This is a genomic window from Streptomyces sp. Wb2n-11 (genome assembly GCF_001049855.1).
GTDB lineage: Bacteria > Actinomycetota > Actinomycetes > Streptomycetales > Streptomycetaceae > Streptomyces > Streptomyces altiplanensis.
This window is the reverse complement of sequence record NZ_CVPB01000001.1, coordinates 5,387,683-5,407,649: the sequence shown is the minus strand read 5'-3', so window position 1 is coordinate 5,407,649 and position 19,967 is coordinate 5,387,683. Positions and strand designations below refer to the sequence as shown.

At 70.9% G+C, this 19,967-nt stretch carries 16 protein-coding genes and 1 pseudogene; 8 read left to right on the top strand and 9 right to left on the bottom strand.

All coding sequences use genetic code 11. The annotated features are described in order from the left end of the window. Positions 1 to 17 precede the first annotated feature (17 nt). Both sufB and BN1555_RS24565 read right to left on the bottom strand, forming a co-directional pair. Positions 18 to 1,439: a Fe-S cluster assembly protein SufB gene (gene sufB, locus BN1555_RS24570; protein WP_093801406.1), complete on the bottom strand. Its 1,422-nt coding sequence runs from the start codon at positions 1,437 to 1,439 to the stop codon at positions 18 to 20. Next, positions 1,436 to 2,188, bottom strand: a complete 753-nt coding sequence (locus BN1555_RS24565; RefSeq protein ID WP_093801405.1) for a helix-turn-helix transcriptional regulator — start codon at positions 2,186 to 2,188, stop codon at positions 1,436 to 1,438. The genes sufB and BN1555_RS24565 overlap by 4 nt, the downstream gene beginning before the upstream one ends. 212 nt (positions 2,189 to 2,400) lie before the next feature. Between BN1555_RS24565 and BN1555_RS24560 the strand changes: the two genes are divergently transcribed. The 3 genes from BN1555_RS24560 to BN1555_RS24550 are packed head-to-tail and all read left to right on the top strand — an operon-like array spanning position 2,401 to position 5,140. Continuing rightward, positions 2,401 to 3,327, top strand: coding sequence for an ABC transporter ATP-binding protein (locus tag BN1555_RS24560; protein WP_093801404.1), 927 nt, complete (start codon positions 2,401 to 2,403; stop codon positions 3,325 to 3,327). Then, entirely contained in the window at positions 3,324 to 4,109 is a 786-nt protein-coding gene (locus BN1555_RS24555; RefSeq protein ID WP_093801403.1) for an ABC transporter permease, read from the top strand. Before BN1555_RS24560 ends, BN1555_RS24555 begins: the two co-directional genes overlap by 4 nt. 53 nt (positions 4,110 to 4,162) lie before the next feature. Further along, a complete protein-coding gene (locus BN1555_RS24550) occupies positions 4,163 to 5,140 on the top strand; it encodes a COX15/CtaA family protein (RefSeq protein WP_093801402.1) in 978 nt (325 codons plus the stop codon). On the opposite strand, the pseudogene BN1555_RS24545 reads toward BN1555_RS24550, so the two are convergent. The 3 genes and pseudogenes from BN1555_RS24545 to BN1555_RS24535 form a co-directional block, all read right to left on the bottom strand. Then, positions 5,117 to 6,254, bottom strand: a pseudogene (locus BN1555_RS24545) (amidohydrolase family protein). The gene BN1555_RS24550 and the pseudogene BN1555_RS24545 sit on opposite strands and share 24 nt — an antisense overlap. 64 nt (positions 6,255 to 6,318) lie before the next feature. Then, the gene (locus BN1555_RS24540; RefSeq protein WP_093801401.1) at positions 6,319 to 6,654 is read right to left on the bottom strand and encodes a hypothetical protein; all 336 of its coding nucleotides are present in this window, start codon (positions 6,652 to 6,654) and stop codon (positions 6,319 to 6,321) included. A gap of 47 nt (positions 6,655 to 6,701) precedes the next feature. Next, a complete protein-coding gene (locus tag BN1555_RS24535; protein ID WP_176710117.1) occupies positions 6,702 to 7,655 on the bottom strand; it encodes a heme o synthase in 954 nt (317 codons plus the stop codon). 321 nt (positions 7,656 to 7,976) lie between these two features. On the opposite strand from BN1555_RS24535, the gene tkt reads away from it, so the two are divergent. From tkt to pgl, 5 genes are read left to right on the top strand one after another with little or no spacing between them, the layout of a single operon-like run. Then, positions 7,977 to 10,046, top strand: coding sequence for a transketolase (tkt, locus tag BN1555_RS24530; RefSeq protein WP_093801400.1), 2,070 nt, complete (start codon positions 7,977 to 7,979; stop codon positions 10,044 to 10,046). Positions 10,047 to 10,082: 36 nt separating this feature from the next. After that, positions 10,083 to 11,201: a transaldolase gene (gene tal / locus BN1555_RS24525; RefSeq protein ID WP_093801399.1), complete on the top strand. Its 1,119-nt coding sequence runs from the start codon at positions 10,083 to 10,085 to the stop codon at positions 11,199 to 11,201. Between the two features lie 3 nt (positions 11,202 to 11,204). Continuing rightward, positions 11,205 to 12,728: a glucose-6-phosphate dehydrogenase gene (gene zwf / locus BN1555_RS24520; protein WP_093801398.1), complete on the top strand. Its 1,524-nt coding sequence runs from the start codon at positions 11,205 to 11,207 to the stop codon at positions 12,726 to 12,728. Further along, the gene (opcA, locus tag BN1555_RS24515) at positions 12,725 to 13,783 is read left to right on the top strand and encodes a glucose-6-phosphate dehydrogenase assembly protein OpcA (RefSeq protein WP_093801397.1); all 1,059 of its coding nucleotides are present in this window, start codon (positions 12,725 to 12,727) and stop codon (positions 13,781 to 13,783) included. Before zwf ends, opcA begins: the two co-directional genes overlap by 4 nt. Continuing rightward, a complete protein-coding gene (gene pgl, locus BN1555_RS24510; protein WP_093801396.1) occupies positions 13,780 to 14,559 on the top strand; it encodes a 6-phosphogluconolactonase in 780 nt (259 codons plus the stop codon). The genes opcA and pgl overlap by 4 nt, the downstream gene beginning before the upstream one ends. A 363-nt stretch (positions 14,560 to 14,922) precedes the next feature. Here pgl and BN1555_RS24505 read toward each other — a convergent pair whose 3' ends face one another. Genes BN1555_RS24505 through BN1555_RS24490 form a run of 4 tightly spaced genes read right to left on the bottom strand, consistent with a single transcriptional unit; the run spans position 14,923 to position 19,937 of the window. Continuing rightward, entirely contained in the window at positions 14,923 to 16,467 is a 1,545-nt protein-coding gene (locus tag BN1555_RS24505) for a PH domain-containing protein (RefSeq protein WP_255306144.1), read from the bottom strand. Then, positions 16,464 to 16,967, bottom strand: a complete 504-nt coding sequence (locus BN1555_RS24500) for a PH domain-containing protein (RefSeq protein WP_093801395.1) — start codon at positions 16,965 to 16,967, stop codon at positions 16,464 to 16,466. The genes BN1555_RS24505 and BN1555_RS24500 overlap by 4 nt, the downstream gene beginning before the upstream one ends. A gap of 26 nt (positions 16,968 to 16,993) precedes the next feature. Further along, positions 16,994 to 18,646 (bottom strand): glucose-6-phosphate isomerase, encoded by a 1,653-nt coding sequence (pgi, locus tag BN1555_RS24495; protein WP_093803613.1) that lies wholly within the window; start codon positions 18,644 to 18,646, stop codon positions 16,994 to 16,996. A 58-nt stretch (positions 18,647 to 18,704) separates the two neighbouring features. After that, positions 18,705 to 19,937, bottom strand: a complete 1,233-nt coding sequence (locus BN1555_RS24490) for an MFS transporter (protein ID WP_093801394.1) — start codon at positions 19,935 to 19,937, stop codon at positions 18,705 to 18,707. Positions 19,938 to 19,967: the final 30 nt, after the last annotated feature.

The window sequence follows — 19,967 nt, the reverse complement described above, 5'->3', positions numbered from 1 at the left end:
TGCGGGGTACGGGGGCCTCAGCCGACCGAACCCTCCATCTGCAGCTCGATCAGCCGGTTCAGCTCCAGGGCGTACTCCATGGGCAGCTCCTTGGCGATCGGCTCGACGAAGCCGCGCACGATCATCGCCATGGCCTCGAACTCGGTCATGCCGCGGCTCATCAGGTAGAAGAGCTGGTCCTCGGAGACCTTGGAGACGGTCGCCTCGTGCCCCATGGACACGTCGTCCTCGCGCACGTCGACGTACGGGTACGTGTCCGAGCGGGAGATCGTGTCGACGAGCAGCGCGTCGCAGAGCACGTTCGACTTGGAGCCGGGGGCTCCCTCGCCGATCTCGATCAGACCGCGGTAGGAGGTGCGGCCGCCGCCTCGCGCCACCGACTTGGAGACGATGTTGGAGGAGGTGTTCGGCGCCATGTGGACCATCTTGGCGCCGGCGTCCTGGTGCTGGCCCTCGCCCGCGAAGGCGATCGACAGGGTCTCGCCCTTGGCGTGCTCGCCCATCAGGTAGACGGCCGGGTACTTCATCGTCACCTTGGAGCCGATGTTGCCGTCGACCCACTCCATGGTCGCGCCCTCGTACGCCACGGCGCGCTTGGTGACCAGGTTGTAGACGTTGTTCGACCAGTTCTGGATCGTCGTGTAGCGGCAGCGGCCGCCCTTCTTGACGATGATCTCCACGACGGCGCTGTGCAGCGAGTCGGAGGAGTAGATCGGGGCGGTGCAGCCCTCGACGTAGTGGACGTAGGCGTCCTCGTCGACGATGATCAGCGTCCGCTCGAACTGGCCCATGTTCTCCGTGTTGATGCGGAAGTAGGCCTGGAGCGGGATGTCGACGTGCACACCCTTGGGTACGTAGATGAACGATCCGCCGGACCACACGGCCGAGTTCAGCGACGCGAACTTGTTGTCGCCGACCGGGATGACCGTGCCGAAGTACTCCTGGAAGAGCTCCGGGTGCTCCTTCAGCGCGGTGTCGGTGTCCATGAAGATGACACCCTGCTTCTCGAGCTCCTCGTTGATCTGGTGGTAGACCACTTCGGACTCGTACTGCGCGGCGACACCGGCGACCAGACGCTGCTTCTCCGCCTCGGGGATGCCGAGCTTGTCGTACGTGTTCTTGATGTCCTCCGGCAGGTCCTCCCAGGACTCCGCCTGCTTCTCGGTGGACCGCACGAAGTACTTGATGTTGTCGAAGTCGATGCCCGACAGGTCGGAGCCCCAGCTCGGCATGGGCTTCTTGCCGAACAGCTTGAGGCCCTTGAGCCGCAGCTTCAGCATCCACTCCGGCTCGTTCTTCTTCGCCGAGATGTCGCGTACGACGTCCTCGGAGAGGCCGCGCTTGGCAGCGGCGCCGGCCGCGTCGGAGTCGGCCCAGCCGAATTCGTACGTACCCAGGCCCTCGAGTTCGGGGTGGGCAGTCTCCGTGGGGAGAGTCATGCGGGGTTCCTCCCGGCCGTACTTGCAGATGCTGAATGAGTGGTCTGTGCTGTGCTGCTACTGCGCGGAATGAACGTCGTGCACACCCCGTCGCCGTGGGCGATGGTGGCCAGACGCTGCACATGCGTCCCGAGCAGCTCGGAGAAGAACTCGGTCTCCGCCTCGCACAGCTGCGGATACTGCTCGGCGACATGGGCGACCGGGCAGTGGTGCTGGCAGAGCTGCTCTCCGACCGGTGCGTTACGCGCCGTAGCAGCGTACCCGTCGGCCGACAAGGCCCTGGCAAGCGCCTCGGTCCGCTCCTCGGGCGCGACGGCCTCGACCGCCTCGCGGTACGCCCCGGCCTGGGCGGCGAACCGCGCACGGGCGAAGGCGGCCACCGCTGCCTCACCCTTTTCACCGCCGCCCGCCGCCTGGGAGATCCAGTGCAGCGCGTCGGCGGCGAGCTTGTCGTAGGACTGGTCGAAGGCGTCCCTGCCACAGTCGGTGAGTGCGAAGACCTTCGCGGGCCTGCCACGGGTCCTGGTGCCGTACACGCGCTGCTCGCGGGGCTCGACGACGTTCTCGGCGACGAGCGAATCGAGGTGGCGGCGGACGGCGGCCTGGGTGAGACCGAGGCGCTTCGCGAGATCGGCGGCGGTGGACGGGCCGTGATCCAGGACGGACCGCGCGATCCGGTTGCGCGTGGAGCGCTCACCGGTCGCGAGCTCCTCCTGCGGAGGCCCCGTCGAACCCACAGCGTTTTTCACAACGCCATTGTTGCGTAATTCCGAGGAGGGTGACAACCCGCGTCCTGATCAAGCTCTGGTGGGGTGCATCACTTAGGCACACCTAACCTGACCTGCGGAAATGATCAGCCCGGTCATGGCCGGGCGGTGGCGCGGATGCTGAACACCTGGTCAGCGCGGGTGCTCCGGAGCCCCGCGCAGCGGAGCCGCACCCCCTCTTTAGACTTCACGGCATGAGAAGCGAGCCCGTCGTCCAGGTCACAGGACTGGTCAAGCGGTACGGAACCAAGACCGCGGTCGACGGCCTCGATCTGGAGGTGCGCGCCGGCTCCGTCACCGCCGTCCTCGGCCCCAACGGAGCCGGGAAGACCACCACGGTCGAGACCTGCGAGGGCTACCGCAGGCCGGACGCCGGGACCGTGCGCGTCCTCGGCCTCGACCCGGTCGCCGACGCGGCGCGGCTGCGTCCCCGGATCGGGGTGATGCTCCAGTCCGGCGGCGTGTACTCGGGGGCCAGGGCCGACGAGATGCTGCGCCACATGGCCGCGCTGCACGCCCACCCGCTGGACGTCGGCGCGCTGATCGAGCGCCTCGGGCTCGGCAGCTGCGGCCGTACGACGTACCGGCGGCTCTCCGGCGGGCAGCAGCAGCGGCTCGCCCTGGCGATGGCCGTCGTCGGCCGCCCCGAACTGGTCTTCCTCGACGAACCGACCGCCGGCCTGGACCCGCAGGCCCGCCGGTCCACCTGGGACCTCGTGGGCGAGCTCCGCGAGGACGGCGTCAGTACCGTCCTCACCACGCACTTCATGGACGAGGCCGAGCAGCTCGCCGACGACGTCGCGATCATCGACGCGGGCCGGGTCATCGCCCAGGGCAGTCCCGAGGAGCTGTGCCGCGGCGGCGCGGAGAACACCCTGCGCTTCACCGGGCGCCCCGGGCTCGACATCGCGTCCCTGCTCAAGGCGTTGCCCGTGGGCACCCTGGCGGCCGAGCTGACGCCCGGGACGTACCGGATCACCGGCGAGGTCGACCCCCAGCTGCTGGCCACCGTCACCTCCTGGTGCGCACAGCACGGCGTGATGCCCAGCGGCATCTCCGTCGAGCGGCACTCCCTGGAGGACGTCTTCCTCGAGCTGACCGGTAAGGACCTCCGTTCATGAGCGTCGGTACGTACACCCCGCGGCCCGGAGCGGCCCCGCTGCCCCGGATGATCGCGGCGCAGACCGTCTTCGAGACGAAGATGCTGCTGCGCAACGGCGAACAGCTGCTGCTGACGGTGATCATCCCGGCGCTGCTGCTGGTGCTGTTCTCGTCCGTCGACATCATCACCGTGCCGGTGGGGACCGCGGAGGGCCCGGGCAGGTCCGTCGACTTCCTCGCCCCGGGCGTCCTGGCGCTCGCCGTCATGTCCACCGCCTTCACCGGGCAGGCGATCGCGACCGGCTTCGAGCGCCGGTACGGCGTGCTCAAGCTGCTGGGCACCTCCCCGCTGCCCCGCTGGGCGCTGATGACGGCGAAGACCCTGTCGGTACTCGTCACCGAGGTCCTCCAGGTAGCCCTTCTCACCGCGATCGCCTTCGGTCTCGGCTGGTCCCCGCACGGCAGCCCGTTCGCCGTGCTCCTCCTCCTCGCCCTCGGTACGGCGGCCTTCTCCGGTCTCGGCCTGCTGATGGCCGGCACGCTCAGGGCCGAGGCGACGCTGGCCGCCGCCAACCTGGTCTTCCTCCTGCTGCTGGTGGGCGGTGGCGTGATCGTCCCGCTCGACAAGTTCCCGGACGCGGTCCGGTCGGTGCTCGGCCTGCTGCCGATCTCGGTGCTGTCGGACGGCCTGCGCGACGTGCTCCAGCACGGCGCGGCCATTCCGTGGGGCGGCCTCGGGATCCTCGCGGTGTGGGCGGTCCTGGGGCTGGGCGCGGCCGCCCGTTTCTTCCGCTGGGAATAAGGAACGTCCGTTCCGCACCCCCTCGTGAATTCCTGCACAAGCTTCGTCCTACGATGGTTGCCGTGTTGACCCCCCTCGCCCTCATCGCGCGGCGCTGGACGCCCACCCCCCGCATCCTCCGGCGCGCCGCGCTCGCCCCCGTCGTGATGACCGTCGTCATCATCGTCACGGGCGGCGCGGTACGACTGACCGGATCCGGCCTCGGCTGCGACACCTGGCCCAAGTGCACCGACGACAGCCTCTTCGCGACGCCCGAACAGGGCATCCACGGCGCGATCGAGTTCGGCAACCGCATGCTGACGTACGTCCTGTCGGCCGCGGTCGGCTGGGCGATCATCGCGGCCCGGTCCACGAAGCCCTGGCGGCGCGGTCTCACCCGTCTCGGATGGCTCCAGTTCTGGATCGTGCTGGGCAACGCCGTCCTCGGCGGCATCACGGTCTGGGCGGGTCTGAACCCCTGGACCGTCGCCGGTCACTTCCTCCTCGCCAACGCCCTCCTCACGGTCGCCGTGATCACCTGGCAGCGCACCCGCGAGGGCGACACCGCCCCCCGGCCGCGCGTCCCGCGCCCCGTCCGCAAGCTGTCCTGGGCGCTCCTCGTCACCTCGGGGCTCCTGATCGCCCTGGGTACGACGGTGACCGGTTCGGGCAAGCACGCCGGTGACAGCAGCGACGTACCGCGCATGCCGTGGGACTGGATCGACGCCGCTCACGTGCACGCCGCGGCCGCCTGGGTCGTCTGCGCGCTGGCCATCGCCATGTGGTTCGTCCTGCGCGTGGTGGACGCCCCGGACGACACCCGGGCGCGCGCCCGCGACCTGCTGGTCGTCCTGCTGGCGCAGGGTGCCGTCGGCTACGTCCAGTTCTTCACCGAGGTCCCCGAGATCCTGGTCGGCGCCCACATGCTCGGCTCGTCCCTGATGTGGATCGCGGTACTGCGGCTGGCGCTGAGCCTGCGCGAGCGCCCGCTCGAAGCCCCGGCTCCGCTGCCCGCCGCCCAGCCCGGCTCATCGGTGGCCGCCACCGTCTGACGGCCGCCCGTCGGTCAGCCCGTAGACGCGGCGGGCATTGCCCGCCGCGATCATCCCCGCCACCCGTTCGGCGTCCGTCAGCGACCACGCGCCGTCGCCGACCCAGCCGCCGAGCACCCTGCCCAGCGCCTCGCGGAACAGCCGTGCGCCGACGACGCGCAGCTCCGGCAGCCCCCGCGTGCCGCCGGAGAAGAGCAGCTTGCCGAAGGGCGCCGGCTCCAGGATCTCCGCGAGTACGTCCGCGGCCCGCGCCCCGGTGTGGGCGAGCGCGGGCCCCCAGGTCGGCGTACACGTGCGGGAAGAGGCTCGCCAGGTGGGCGGCGTGACGGTGGTACGGGTAGCCGTGCGGCAGTACCGGGTCGGTGCCGAGGCCCGCGGTGGCGGCCGCGAAGTCGGTGAGCAGCACCGGGTCCGTACGGTCGATGCGCAGACCGGGGCCCGCGGCACCGGCGTGCAGTTGCAGGGGGAGCCCGGAGGCGACGGCCGTCCACAGCAGGTGCCGCAGCACCACGGGGTCGGCCAGCCGGCCCCCGGTCCGGCGTCCGGCCAGCCGGCGCCCCGCCGCCCCGCGCACCTCGCCGGGTCCCGGCGGGTGCGGCGCGAGGGCGAGTTCGTGCCGTACGCCCGTCACGGAGGTGAAGGCCACGGCGGTCCCCGCCGCGCCGTGCACGGCCTCGGCGAGGTTGGCGAGGAAGCTCTCGACGGTTCCGGACGTGTCGGCGACCTGCTCGGCGAGCAGGTCCAGGCGCACGGTCTCCCGGGCCTGGGCGGCGCCGGCCGCCGCTGTCTCGGCGGGTCCCGTGAGATCCCCGGCGGCCCGGTGTCCACCAGGCAGGTGGCGATCCCGGTGCCCCTCAGCAGCCGCCTCCCGGTCTCCAGTACGCCCAGTTCCCTGCGGCGCGCGAGACAGCGCGGGCGGGCAGTGCGGTTCGAGGCCGAGGAGCGGCGGACACCAGCGGCGTACGGCGAAGCCCGTCTGGGTCTCGAAGAAGGTGGTGCCGGGCGCGGGCGGCGCGGGGGTCGTGGCGAGGTAGGTCTCGAAGGCCCCGAGGCCCGGCTCCGTACGGAGCACTCCGTGGCAGTACTGGTCCACCAGGGGAGGCGTTTCGATCATCCGGGGCTCCTGTGGTGGACGTGCTTCCACAGGCTCTAACGGGTGACCCCCGCGTCAGGTGCTGCTAGGCGCTCCGCGGCAGGTCGTCGGACGGGCCGCCGACCTGGATGCCGGCCATCCGGCTCCACTCGTACGGTCCCGTGCGCACCTTGGCCGCGAAGTCGCCGTCGAAGGACTCGTGGAGCGTGATCCCGGCCTTCTCGGCGGCGCTCTGCGCGACGGCGTGGGAGGGGGCCACGAGGTCGCCCCAGCCGCCGTCCCCGCCGACGAGCACGATGCGGGTGCCCATCTGTCCGAGGTACGCGAGCTGGCCCTCGGCGCCGCCGTGCTGCTTGGCGAAGGCGGTGATCTCCTTGGCGAGCTTCGCCGCCTTGCGCTCTGCCTGCTTCGTGTCTGCCATGCCCACGATGCTACCGACGGGTAGAGCAGGGGTCCAGGACAGGTTCCCTAGCGCAGGAAGGGGTCCACCGCGACGGCGACGAAGAGCAGCGAGACGTAGGTGATGGACCAGTGGAACAACCGCATCTCCTTGAGCTTGCCACCGGTCACCCCGGACTTCGCACGGGACTGGAGCCCGTGCGCCTCCTTGAGCCACCAGCCGCCGGACACGAGGGCGACCGCGGTGTAGAACCAGCCGGTGTAGCCCAGCGGGGTCAGCAGCAGCGAGACCGCGACCATCACCCAGCTGTAGGCGACGATCTGGCGGGCCACGACCTTGTTGGAGGCGATGACGGGGAGCATCGGAACGCCCACCCGCGCGTAGTCCTCCTTCACCTTCATCGACAGCGGCCAGTAGTGCGGCGGCGTCCAGAAGAAGATGACCATGAACAGGATGACGGCGGCCCAGGACATGGAATTGGTGACCGCGGACCAGCCGATGAGGACCGGCAGGCAGCCGGCGATGCCGCCCCAGACGATGTTCTGCGCGGTACGCCGCTTGAGGATCATCGTGTAGACGACGACGTAGAAGAGGAGAGCGCCGAGCGACAGCGCGGCGGACAGCCAGTTGACGAGCAGCCCGAACCAGAGGGTCGAGATCACGCCCAGGCTGATGCCGAAAACAAGGCATTCGCGCGGACTGACCATGCCGGTGACCAGTGGCCGCTGCGACGTGCGGTCCATCAGTGCGTCGATGTCGCGGTCGATGTACATGTTCAGCGCGTTGGCGCCGCCGGCCGACAGGTAACCGCCGAGGCAGGTCACCAGGACCAGCCACAGGTCGGGCACACCCTGTTCGGCCAGGAACATGACCGGGACGGTGGTGATCAGCAGCAGTTCGATGATCCGAGGCTTGGTCAGTGCCACGAACGCCTTGACCCGGGCTCCGAACGGCCGATGGCCTCCCGGGCTGGGAGTCAAGGCGACCCCTGCGGGTCGGGACTCGACGGCCGTCACGCACACCCCTGACAGAGAAATTCCAGCAAGCTCCGGACGTGAAGGCCCGGTAAAGACTTGCGCGTACCACGCCACTCTAGACGTTGCCCATACTTCGTTCTCCGCCGGGGTGGGGTCGTGTTGAGTGGGGTACTCGCCGGCTTGTCGGCGGGCTGTCCCGCCCGCCGGGAGGCGAAGGCCGTGAATGCCCCGCACCCTGGGCCATGCCCGCTCTTTTGGAGGACGCGAGGCCGAAATGAGCGGGTTCTTGCGGGGGTAGGCTCAACATCGCCCGGTGCGCCTATCCAGTACCGGGATTCGACATGTGGAGAGGAGCCCTGACTCAGGGTGAGCACCAAGCCGACCACCACAGATCTCGAGTGGACCGAATTGGACCAGCGGGCTGTCGACACCGCCCGCGTCCTGGCCATGGATTCCGTACAGAAGGTCGGCAACGGCCACCCTGGTACGGCCATGAGCCTGGCCCCGGCCGCGTATGTGCTGTTCCAGAAGCTGATGCGGCACGACCCCAATGACGCGAACTGGACCGGCCGCGACCGATTCGTCCTCTCTCCCGGTCACACCAGCCTGACGCTCTACATCCAGCTCTACATGGCCGGCTACGGCCTGGAGCTGGACGACCTGAAGGCGTTCCGCACCTGGGGCAGCCTGACGCCGGGTCACCCCGAGCACGGGCACACGACCGGGGTGGAGACCACGACCGGGCCGCTGGGCCAGGGCATCGCCAACGCCGTGGGCATGGCCATGGCCGCCCGCTACGAGCGCGGCCTGTTCGACCCGGAGGCCGCCGCGGGCGCCTCCCCGTTCGACCACACCATCTGGGCGATCGTCTCCGACGGCGACCTGGAGGAGGGTGTCTCGGCCGAGGCGTCCTCGCTCGCGGGCCACCAGAAGCTCGGAAACCTCGTCGCCCTGTACGACGACAACCACATCTCGATCGAGGGCGACACCGAGACCGCCTTCTCCGAGGACGTCCTCAAGCGGTACGAGGCGTACGGCTGGCACGTCCAGCGCATCGAGCAGAACGCCAACGGCGACTTCGACGTCCAGGCGCTGCACGCGGCGCTGAAGGCCGCGCAGGACGAGACCGAGCGCCCCTCGCTCATCGCGGCGCGCACGATCATCGCCTGGCCCGCCCCCAACGCGCAGAACACCGAGGCCTCGCACGGCTCGGCACTGGGCGAGGAGGAGATCGCGGCCACCAAGCGCGTGCTGGGCTTCGACCCCGAGCAGCACTTCCAGGTCGACGAGGACGTCTTCGCGCACGTGCGCAAGGCGGGCGAGCGCGGCCGTGAGGCGCACGCCGCCTGGGACAAGCAGTTCCAGGAGTGGCGCAACGCCAACGCCGAGCGCGCCGCCACGTTCGACCGCATCGCCGCGGGCGAGCTGCCCGAGGGCTGGGAGAAGTCGGTCCCGGTCTTCGAGCCCGGCAAGGCCGTGGCGACCCGTGCCGCGTCCGGCAAGGTCCTCCAGGCGCTCGGCGGGGTCATCCCCGAGCTGTGGGGCGGCTCCGCCGACCTCGCCGGCTCGAACAACACGACGATCGACAAGACGTCGTCGTTCCTGCCGGTCGGCAACCCGCTGCCGGAGGCTGACCCGTACGGCCGTACGGTCCACTTCGGCATCCGCGAGCACGCCATGGGCTCGACGATGAACGGCATCGCGCTGCACGGCAACACGCGCATCTACGGCGGCACCTTCCTGGTGTTCTCCGACTACATGCGCCCCGCCGTCCGCCTCGCCGCGCTGATGAAGCTGCCCGTGACGTACGTGTGGACGCACGACTCCATCGGTCTGGGCGAGGACGGCCCGACGCACCAGCCGGTCGAGCACATGGCCGCGCTGCGCGCCATCCCGGGCCTGAACATGGTCCGCCCGGCCGACGCCAACGAGACCGCGATCGCCTGGCGCGAGATCCTGCGGCGCAACGACGCCCCGCACGGTCTGGCCCTGACCCGTCAGGGCGTGCCGACCTACGAGTCCAACGAGGACGCCGCGCGCGGCGGATACGTGCTCTTCGAGGCCGAGGGCGGCACTCCGCAGGTCGTTCTGATCGGCACCGGCTCCGAGGTCCAGCTCGCCGTCGAGGCCCGCGAGCAGCTCCAGGCCGCCGGCATCCCGACCCGTGTGGTCTCCATGCCGTCGATCGAGTGGTTCGAGGAGCAGGACCAGGGGTACCGCGACAGCGTGCTGCCGCCCTCCGTCAAGGCCCGTGTGGCGGTCGAGGCGGGCATCGCCCTGACCTGGTACCGCTACGTCGGCGAGGCCGGCCGCATCGTCTCGCTGGAGCACTTCGGCGCTTCCGCGGACGCCAAGGTGCTCTTCCGGGAGTTCGGCTTCACCGCGGACGCGGTCACGGCCGCGGCCCGGGAATCTCTGGCCGCCGCTACCCGCTGACGCCGGTACATACGACAAGTAGGAGATGCAACTCTCATGACAGACGCACTCAAGCGCCTCTCCGACGAAGGCGTCGCGATCTGGCTTGACGACCTTTCGCGCAAGCGGATCACGTCCGGCAACCTCGCCGAGCTGATCGACCAGCAGCACGTCGTGGGCGTCACCACCAACCCGTCGATCTTCCAGAAGGCGATTTCACAGGGCGACGGTTACGACCAGCAGCTCAGCGACCTGGCCGCCCGCGAGGTCACCGTCGAAGAAGCCATCCGCATGATCACGACGGCTGACGTGAGGGACGCCGCCGACATCCTGCGGCCGGTCTTCGACGCGACCGGCGGCCAGGACGGCCGCGTGTCGATCGAGGTCGACCCGCGCCTGGCGCACAACACCAAGGCGACGACGGCCGAGGCCAGGCAGCTCGCCTGGCTGGTGGACCGTCCGAACACCCTGATCAAGATCCCGGCCACCGAGGCGGGCATCCCGGCGATCGCCGAGACCATCGGTCTGGGCATCAGCGTCAACGTGACGCTGATCTTCTCGCTGGAGCGCTACCGCAAGGTCATGGACGCCTACCTGACCGGTCTGGAGAAGGCGAAGGCCGCGGGCCTGGACCTCTCCGAGATCCACTCGGTGGCCTCGTTCTTCGTGTCCCGCGTGGACACCGAGATCGACAAGCGTCTCGACGGCATCGGCACGGACGAGGCCAAGGCGCTCAAGGGCAAGGCCGCCCTCGCCAACGCCCGTCTGGCGTACCAGGCGTACGAGGAGGTCTTCTCCTCGGACCGCTGGGCCGCCCTGGACCGGGCCGGCGCCAACAAGCAGCGTCCGCTGTGGGCCTCGACCGGCGTCAAGGACCCGGCGTACAAGGACACGCTGTACGTCGAGGACCTCGTCGCCCCCGGCACGGTGAACACCATGCCCGAGGCGACGCTGGAAGCGACCGCCGACCACGGCAACATCACGGGCAACACGATCGCAGGCACCTACGAGCAGGCGCGCGCCGAGCTCGACGCCGTCGAGAAGCTCGGGATCTCCTACGACGACGTGGTGCAGCTGCTCGAGAACGAGGGCGTCGACAAGTTCGAGGCGTCCTGGAACGACCTGCTCAAGTCGACCGAGGCGGAGCTCAAGCGCCTCGCCCCTTCGGAGGCCTAAAAATTGTCCAGCAGCAATCCGCTGCGTGACGCTCAGGACCGACGGCTCCCGCGTATCGCGGGGCCGTCGGGCCTGGTCATCTTTGGCGTCACGGGCGATTTGTCACGTAAAAAGCTGATGCCCGCCGTGTACGACCTGGCCAATCGCGGCCTGCTGCCACCGGGCTTCTCCCTCATCGGCTTCGCCCGGCGCGACTGGGAGAACGAGGACTTCACCCAGATCGTCCACGACGCCGTCAAGGAACACGCCCGCACGCCCTTCCGCGAGGAGGTCTGGCAGCAGCTGATCCAGGGCATGCGCTTCGTCCAGGGCAACTTCGACGACGACGACGCGTTCGAGACGCTCAAGGCCACGATCCAGGAGCTGGACAAGGCACAGGGCACCGGCGGCAACTTCGCCTTCTACCTGTCCGTGCCCCCGAAGTTCTTCCCCAAGGTCGTCCAGCAGCTCAAGAAGCACGGCCTGGCCGACCAGAAGGAAGGCTCCTGGCGTCGGGCCGTCATCGAGAAGCCCTTCGGCCACGACCTGGCCTCCGCGCAGGAGCTGAACCGGATCGTCCACGAGGTCTTCCCGGCCAACGAGGTCTTCCGGATCGACCACTACCTGGGCAAGGAAACGGTCCAGAACATCATGGCGCTGCGCTTCGCCAACCAGATGTTCGAGCCGCTGTGGAACCGGTCGTACGTCGACCACGTCCAGATCACGATGGCCGAGGACATCGGCATCGGCGGCCGTGCCGGCTACTACGACGGCATCGGCGCCGCCCGCGACGTCATCCAGAACCACCTCCTCCAGCTGCTCGCGCTGACCGCCATGGAGGAGCCCGCCTCCTTCGAGGCGGACGCGCTGGTCGCCGAGAAGACCAAGGTGCTCGGCGCCGTCAAGCTCCCCAAGGACCTGGGCCGGGAGACCGTGCGCGGGCAGTACGCGGCGGGCTGGCAGGGCGGCGCGAAGGCCGTCGGCTACCTCCAGGAAGAGGGCATCGACCCCAAGTCGAAGACCGACACCTACGCCGCGATCAAGCTGGAGATCGACAACCGCCGCTGGGCGGGCGTCCCGTTCTACCTCCGCACCGGCAAGCGCCTCGGCCGCCGCGTCACCGAGATCGCGGTCATCTTCCAGCGCGCCCCGCACTCCCCCTTCGACCACACGGCCACGGAAGAGCTGGGGCAGAACGCCCTGGTCATCCGCGTCCAGCCGGACGAGGGCGTCACGGTCCGTTTCGGCTCCAAGGTGCCGGGCACCTCGATGGAGGTGCGGGACGTGTCGATGGACTTCGCGTACGGCGAGTCCTTCACCGAGTCCAGCCCCGAGGCGTACGAGCGCCTGATCCTGGACGTCCTGCTCGGCGACGCCAACCTCTTCCCGCGTCTGGAGGAGGTCGAGCAGTCCTGGCGCATCCTCGACCCGATCGAGGAGTACTGGGACACCCATGGCAAGCCCGCGCAGTACCCGGCCGGCACCTGGGGCCCGGTCGAGGCGGACGAAATGCTCGCACGAGACGGACGGAGCTGGCGTCGGCCATGAAAATCGACCTGACGGACACCACGTCCAGCAAGATCAACAAGGCTCTCGTCCAGGGCCGCCGCGCCATCGGCACGCCGGCCGTGGGCATGGTCCTCACGCTGGTCATCGTCACCGACGAGGAGAACGCGTACGACGCGCTCAAGGCGGCCAACGAGGCATCCCGCGAGCACCCCTCGCGCACCCTCGTCGTCATCAAGCGGGTCTCGCGCTCGCCGCGCGACCGCGCCAAGGCACGCCTCGACGCCGAAGTGCGGGTGGGCACGGCGGCGGGCACCGGCGAGACGGTGATCCTGCGGCTGTACGGCGAGGTCATCGACCACGCGCAGTCGGTGGTGCTGCCGCTGCTGCTGCCGGACGCGCCCGTCGTGGTGTGGTGGGCGGCCAACGCGCCGCTCGACCCGGCGCACGACCCGCTCGGCGCGCTCGCGCAGCGCCGCGTCACGGACACGTACGCCGCCGAGCACCCGGTCGATGAGCTGAGGGCGCGCGCCGAGGCCTACACGCCGGGCGACACCGACCTGTCGTGGACGCGCATCACGCCGTGGCGCTCGATGCTCGCGGCCGCGCTGGACCAGGTGGAGTGCGAGGTCACCTCGGTGGAGGTGGAGGGCGAGGAGTTCAACCCGAGCGTCGAGCTGCTCGGCATGTGGCTCGCCGACCGGCTTCGCGTACCCGTGAAGCGTTCCGTGTCTTCCGGCCCGGGCCTGACCGGCGTGAAGATGGAGACCAGCTGCGGCCCGATCAAGCTCGACCGGGCGGACGGCTCACTGGCCTCCCTGTCCATCGAGGGGCAGCCGGACCGCGCGGTGGCGCTCAAGCGGCGGGATACCTCCGAGCTGATCGCCGAGGAACTGCGCAGGCTCGACCCGGACGACACGTACGCGGCGACGCTGAAGTTCGGTGTCGACCGGCTCGGTGAGGGCCCGGAGAGCGAAGCGGCCCCGCCGGCGGCGGAAGCGGACGAGCCCGCCGCTGCCACCAAGCCCGCGAAGAAGTCGGCCTCGTCCTCGGCCCCGGCTCCCTCTTCGGCCTCCAAGAAGGCGGCGTCGAAGTGAGGGCACCCCAGCTTGTCGTCCACCACGACAAGGAGCTGATGGCGCAGGCCGCGGCGGCGCGGCTGATCACTAGGGTCGTGGACGCCCAGGCCTCGCGCGGCTCGGCGTCGGTGGTACTGACGGGCGGCCGCAACGGCAACGGCCTGCTGGCCGCGCTCGCCTCGGCTCCGGCCAGGGACGCGATCGACTGGTCGCGTCTGGACCTGTGGTGGGGCGACGAGCGCTTCCTCCCCGCCGGGGACCCGGAGCGCAACCACACCCAGGCGTGCGAGGCGCTGCTGGACGCGGTGCCGCTGGACCCTGCCCGGGTCCACGCGATGCCGGCTTCGGACGGCGTGTTCGGGGCCGACGTGGACGCGGCAGCCGCCGCGTACGCCGCCGAACTGGCCTCGGCGGCGGGGCCGGACCACGGCCCCGTCCCGACGTTCGACGTCCTGATGCTGGGTGTGGGCCCCGACACGCACGTGGCGTCGCTCTTCCCGGAGCTCCCGGCGGTCCGTGAGACGGACCGTACGGTGGTGGGCGTCCACGGCGCCCCCAAGCCCCCGCCCACCCGCATCACGCTCACGCTGCCCGCGATCCGCGCGGCACGCGAGGTGTGGCTGCTGGCGGCGGGCGAGGACAAGGCGAAGGCCGCGGTCGTCGCGCTGTCGGGCGCCGGGGAGATCCAGGCCCCGGCGGCGGGCGCGTACGGCCGTCGCCGGACGCTGTGGCTCCTGGACGACGCGGCGGCCTCACAGCTCCCGCGCGACCTCCACCGCCCGGCTTCGACCTGATCCGCCACTCCGGCACGGCCACGGCCCGGACCGCCCTCGAGGCGGTCCGGGCCGTGGCTTTTCCCCTGCGGTCCGCGGACCTGCGAGCCCCGGCTCCCAACGCCCTGCCCACCTGCGGGCCCCGGCCCGGCTGCTCCGCCCGCCCGCGGGTCCCCGGCCCGGACGCCCTACGGGCGCCTCCCCGATCGCCGATGACCGGCGCCACCCGGTCCCCGGTGCGGCCGCGTCTTCCGCTCCCGTTACGGGAAACCCTCCAGCCCGTCCGGCGATTGCGGGCCGGGGCCGGGGCAGCGCCCCGGTCCGGGAAGGGCCGGGGTGGGGAAAGCTCCGCGCAGCGGGCCCGGCCACCCGGTCCCGGCCCCGCTACCGCGGCCGCTCCAGGAACGGCGCCAGCAGCCCCGGCACCGCCGCCTCCGCGAAGGCCAGCGCCTCCGGCTCCTCCGCGTCGTAGACCGAGTACGCCCCCGCTCCCGCCGCGGTGGTCGCCGTCAGCGTGATCAGGCCGGCCCGGCGCTGGAAGTACGACTGCTTCACCGTCCACCCGACGACCCCGCCCCGCTGGAGCGCGACCGTCGTACGCCGCACCGTCCCCGACCGTGCCACCAGGTAGCCGCCGCTGATGGCGTGCCCCAGGCTCCGGTACGCGTCCAGTGCCAGGAGCACCGCGAGGGGCAGCAGCACCACCGCGCACGCTCCTGCGACGTACAGCAGAGCGTCGGTCAGCAGCACACCGAGGGCGGCGAGGACGAGCACCGGGACCAGCGCCGCGCCCACCGCCCAGCGCAGACGGCGCGTGCGGGCGGCCGGCGGGTGCGGCGTGAGGCCGGCCGCGCCCGTCGGTGAGGCCGCCTCGCGCAGGACGTGCGCCGCCACCCTCTCCGCGGTGATCCGCGGCGCGGCGGGCAGCAGCGTCTTGTGGTCGGCGTGCCGGCTGTCCTCGTCCGCCGCCAGCCCGGTGGCGACCGCGTCCACCCGCGCCGCCCCCAGCGTCCGCACCCCGAGCGGCTCGACGAGCTCCACACCGCGCAGCCTGCGCTCCTCGATGGAGATCGACCGCGTGGTGAACAGGCCGCGGCGGACCCGCAGCGTGCCGCCCGGCTCGCGCTCCAGCCGGTAGTTCCACCACATCTCGACCCACAGGCCGAGCGCCCCCACGACCCCCGCCGCGCACGCCCCGACGACGAGCACCGCGATCATCCAGACGACCGGTGTGTCGTGGAACCGGTCCCGCACCCACTCGATCAGCTTCCCCTGCGCGCCGAACCATTCGCTGACCTGCATCAGTCCGCCGGCCACCGCGCCGCCCAGTGCGGGGGCGACGAAGGAGAGCGGGGCGTACCGGATCCACGCGGGGTCGAGCGTGGCCAGTTCGCCCTCCCGGTGAGGGCCGGGTCCCCCGGTCGTTCCTCGGTGCAGCAGCTCCCTGCGCAGCCGTTCGCCCTCCTCCCGGGTCACCGGGTCGAGTTCGAGCGTGGACTCGCCGCCGCCGGTGTTCTCACCGGTGCCGATACGGACCTTCACGAGGCCGAGGACCCGCAGCAGCACATTGGCCGTCAGGTCGACACTGCGGATGCGTTCACGGGCCAGCGAGCGGCGTTTGACCAGCAGCAGACCCGTGTGGAGTTCGGCGCGCTCGGCACCGATGCGGTACCGCGTCCTGCGCCAGCGCACGTAGTCGAGCGCGGAGCCGCCCACGATCAGCAGGGCGGCTCCGGTTCCCACCCAGGCGAGCGCCCGCCACACCGGCCTGCTCCCCGCGAGCCCGATGAAGGCCGGCACTCCGGCGCCCACCGCGATGCCCGCCATGACCAGCGCGGCGGCCAGTACGGTGCGCGGGGCCAGCCGCCGCCAGCCGCCGCCGCTCTCCGGCCGCTCCCCGTCCCCGGGGGCATCCCCCGGGACGCTCACGTCGCGTCCCCGGGGGTGGCCCGCGTCATCAGGGTCAGCCGCTCCGCCAGCTCCGCGGCGAGCTCGTGGTCGAGCCCCTCGATCTTCACCGCGCCCTTGGAGGACGCGGTGGTGACGATGACCGTGGCGAGCCTGAACGCCTGTTCCAGCGGCCCGCGCACGGTGTCCACGGTCTGGATCCGCGACATCGGCGCGATCCGCCACTCCTGCCAGAAGAAGCCGGTACGCACGTACACCGCGTCGTCCGTGACCTCCCAGCGGTGCACCCGGAACCACCACGGCGGCAGGAACACCGTGACGACCGCGCCGAGCAGCGCGAGCACGCCGGCGGACAGCAGCAGCCACGGCCGTGCGGGCGCGACGAGCGCGCCCAGCACGGCCAGTACGGCCACCGGGACCGCGGTCAGCAGCAGCCACTGGGTCCGCCACCAGCCGATGACCCGCCGGTCGAGCGTGTTGTTCGGCGGCCTGAGCCGCACACTCCCCGTCCCCCCGGCCATCGCCCCGTCTCCCGTCCGTCGGCCGGTCAGCGACCGCGCAGTGTGCGGTACTTGGCGGCCAGGGTCGCGGTCGAGCTGTCCAGCTGCTCGCCGCCCGCGCCTTCCGTCAGGACCGGCTCGATCTTCTTGGCGAGGACCTTGCCGAGTTCGACGCCCCACTGGTCGAACGAGTCGATGTTCCAGACGGCTCCCTGGACGAACACCTTGTGCTCGTACAGCGCGATCAGCTGCCCCAGCACGGACGGGGTGAGTTCGTCCGCGAGGATCGTCGTCGTCGGGTGGTTGCCGCGGAACGTCTTGTGCGGCACCAGTTCCTCGGCCACCCCTTCCGCCCGCACCTCGTCGGGCGTCTTGCCGAAGGCCAGCGCCTGCGTCTGGGCGAAGAAGTTCGCCATGAGCAGGTCGTGCTGCGCCTCCAGGCCCGGCATCAGGTCGGCGACCGGCCTGGCGAAGCCGATGAAGTCCGCCGGGATCATCTTCGTGCCCTGGTGCAGCAACTGGTAGTACGCGTGCTGCCCGTTGGTGCCCGGCGTCCCCCACACCACCGGTCCCGTCTGCCAGTCGACCGGGTTGCCCTCGCGGTCCACGGACTTGCCGTTGGACTCCATGTCGAGCTGCTGGAGGTACGCCGTGAACTTCGACAGGTAGTGGCTGTACGGGAGGACCGCGTGCGCCTGCGCGTCGAAGAACTCCCCGTACCAGACGCCCAGCAAACCGAGCAGCAGCGGCGCGTTCTCCTCGGCCGGCGCGGTGCGGAAGTGCTCGTCGACCAGGTGGAAGCCGTCGAGCATCTCGCGGAAGCGGCCGGGGCCGATCGCGATCATCAGCGACAGGCCGATGGCCGAGTCGTACGAGTACCGCCCGCCGACCCAGTCCCAGAACTCGAACATGTTGGCCGTGTCGATGCCGAAGTCCGCGACCTTCTCGGCATTCGTGGACAGGGCCACGAAGTGCTTGGCGACGGCGCCGCTGTCCGCACGGAGGTTCGTCAGCAGCCAGTCGCGCGCCGACGTGGCGTTGGTGATGGTCTCGATCGTGGTGAAGGTCTTGGACGCGATGATGAACAGCGTCTCGGCCGGGTCCAAGTCCCGCACGGCTTCGTGCAGATCGGCCCCGTCGACGTTCGACACGAAACGGACCGTGAGGTCCCGGTCGGTGAAGGAGCGCAGCGCCTCGTACGCCATGGCGGGACCGAGGTCGGAGCCGCCGATGCCGATGTTGACGACGTTCTTGATGCGCTTCCCGGTGTGGCCGGTCCACTCCCCCGACCTGATCCGGTCGGCGAAGGCGGCCATCTTGTCGAGCACCGCGTGGACGGCGGGGACGACGTTCTCCCCGTCGACCTCGATCACCGCGTCGCGCGGCGCGCGCAGGGCGGTGTGCAGCACCGCGCGGTCCTCGGTGGTGTTGATCTTCTCGCCGCGGAACATCGCGTCCCGCAGCTCGGCGACCCCGGCTCCGCGGGCCAGGTCGCGCAACAGCCCCAGCGTCTCGTCCGTCACCAGGTGCTTGGAGTAGTCGAGGTAGAGGTCCCCGACCTTGACGGTGTATCCGGTGCCCCGTTCGGGATCGGCGGCGAACAGTTCTCGCAGATGCGTCCGGCCCAGCTGCTCGCGGTGCTTCACGAGAGCGGTCCACTCGGGCATCCGGTTGAGCCTGGTGCGGCTTTCTGCATTCATCTCGGACATCAGCCCACTTCTCCTCGTACCTGTGTGCATGCCCCCTGGCAGCTCCAACCTAATTGATCAGGGCGGCCAGCGATGCTGTGGCGGCCGCGAAGAGCGCCGCCGCCAGCAGGGCGGGGGTGTTCAGACCCCAGGCGGAGGCGGCCGCGCCGCCCAGCAGCGCGCCGAGCGGTGCGCCTGCGACCGCGAGCGTGCGGAAGGCCGAACCGATCCTTCCCAGCATGGCTTCCGGGCTGCGCTCCTGCATCAGCGTCACCTGGTTGGTGTTCCACACCAGCCCCATGAGGCCGAACAGCGCCAGCGCGATGACCGTCACCCACAGTTCGCGGACGAGCCCCATCGCCGTCAGACAGCAGATCTGCACGGCTCCGGCCGCGAACACACTGCGTATCCGCCCGATCCGCCTGGAGAGCCGGCCGGCCAGCAGCCCGCCCGCCATACTGCCCACGCCGTACGCCGCGATGGCCGCCGCGTAACCGCCGTGCCCGGCGTCGAGCCAGCCGGTGACCTGGAGGACCAGGGTGGCGATGAGCGCGGCCATGCCGACGTTGCACAGCGTGGTGGCGACACAGAGTCCGCGCAGCACGCGGTCCCGCCACAGCACCCGCAGCCCCTGCGCGATGTCCCCGCGCAGCGTGCTGCCCGGGGGTCTCGGCGCCCGCTCCGGCGCCGTCACCCGCAGCGAAGCGATCAGCACGGCCCCCAGGACGTACGTCGCGGCGTCCGCGGCGTACGGCACGGCCGCGCCCGCCAGGAGCAGCACCGGCACCAGCGGAGCGGCCAGGAGGCCTCCCGCGATCTGCTGCCCGGTCAGCAGCCGGGCGTTGGCGCTGCCCAGGGCGGCCTTGGGCACCAGCGAGGGCAGCAGGGCCGTGGCGGCGTTGTCGAAGAGGGTCTGGAGGGCGGTGAGCGCGAAGGCGAGCGCGACGAGCAGTGCGATCGAGGCGTGGCCGAGGGCGACCGCCACCGCGAAGGCGGCCATCAACGCGGCCCGCACCAGATCCACGGCCCACATCGCCCGGCGCTGGTCCACCCGGTCCGCCACCGCTCCGCCCAGCAGCCCGAACAGCAGCCACGGCAGGTAACCGCACGCCGTCACCAGCGCAACCAGCACGGGGTCGGACGTCAGCGAGGCGGCCAGCAGCGGCATCGCGGCCGTACGCAGCGAGTCGCCGAACTTCGAGACGACAGCCGCGGTCCACAGCCGGCCGAACCCCCCGCGCCAGGCCGGGGCCGGCGCCTCCTCCGCCCCCGATTGCGCGGCCGCGGTCTTGCTCGTCGTCACAACTCCCCCTTCCGGTCCTGTGATTCGAGA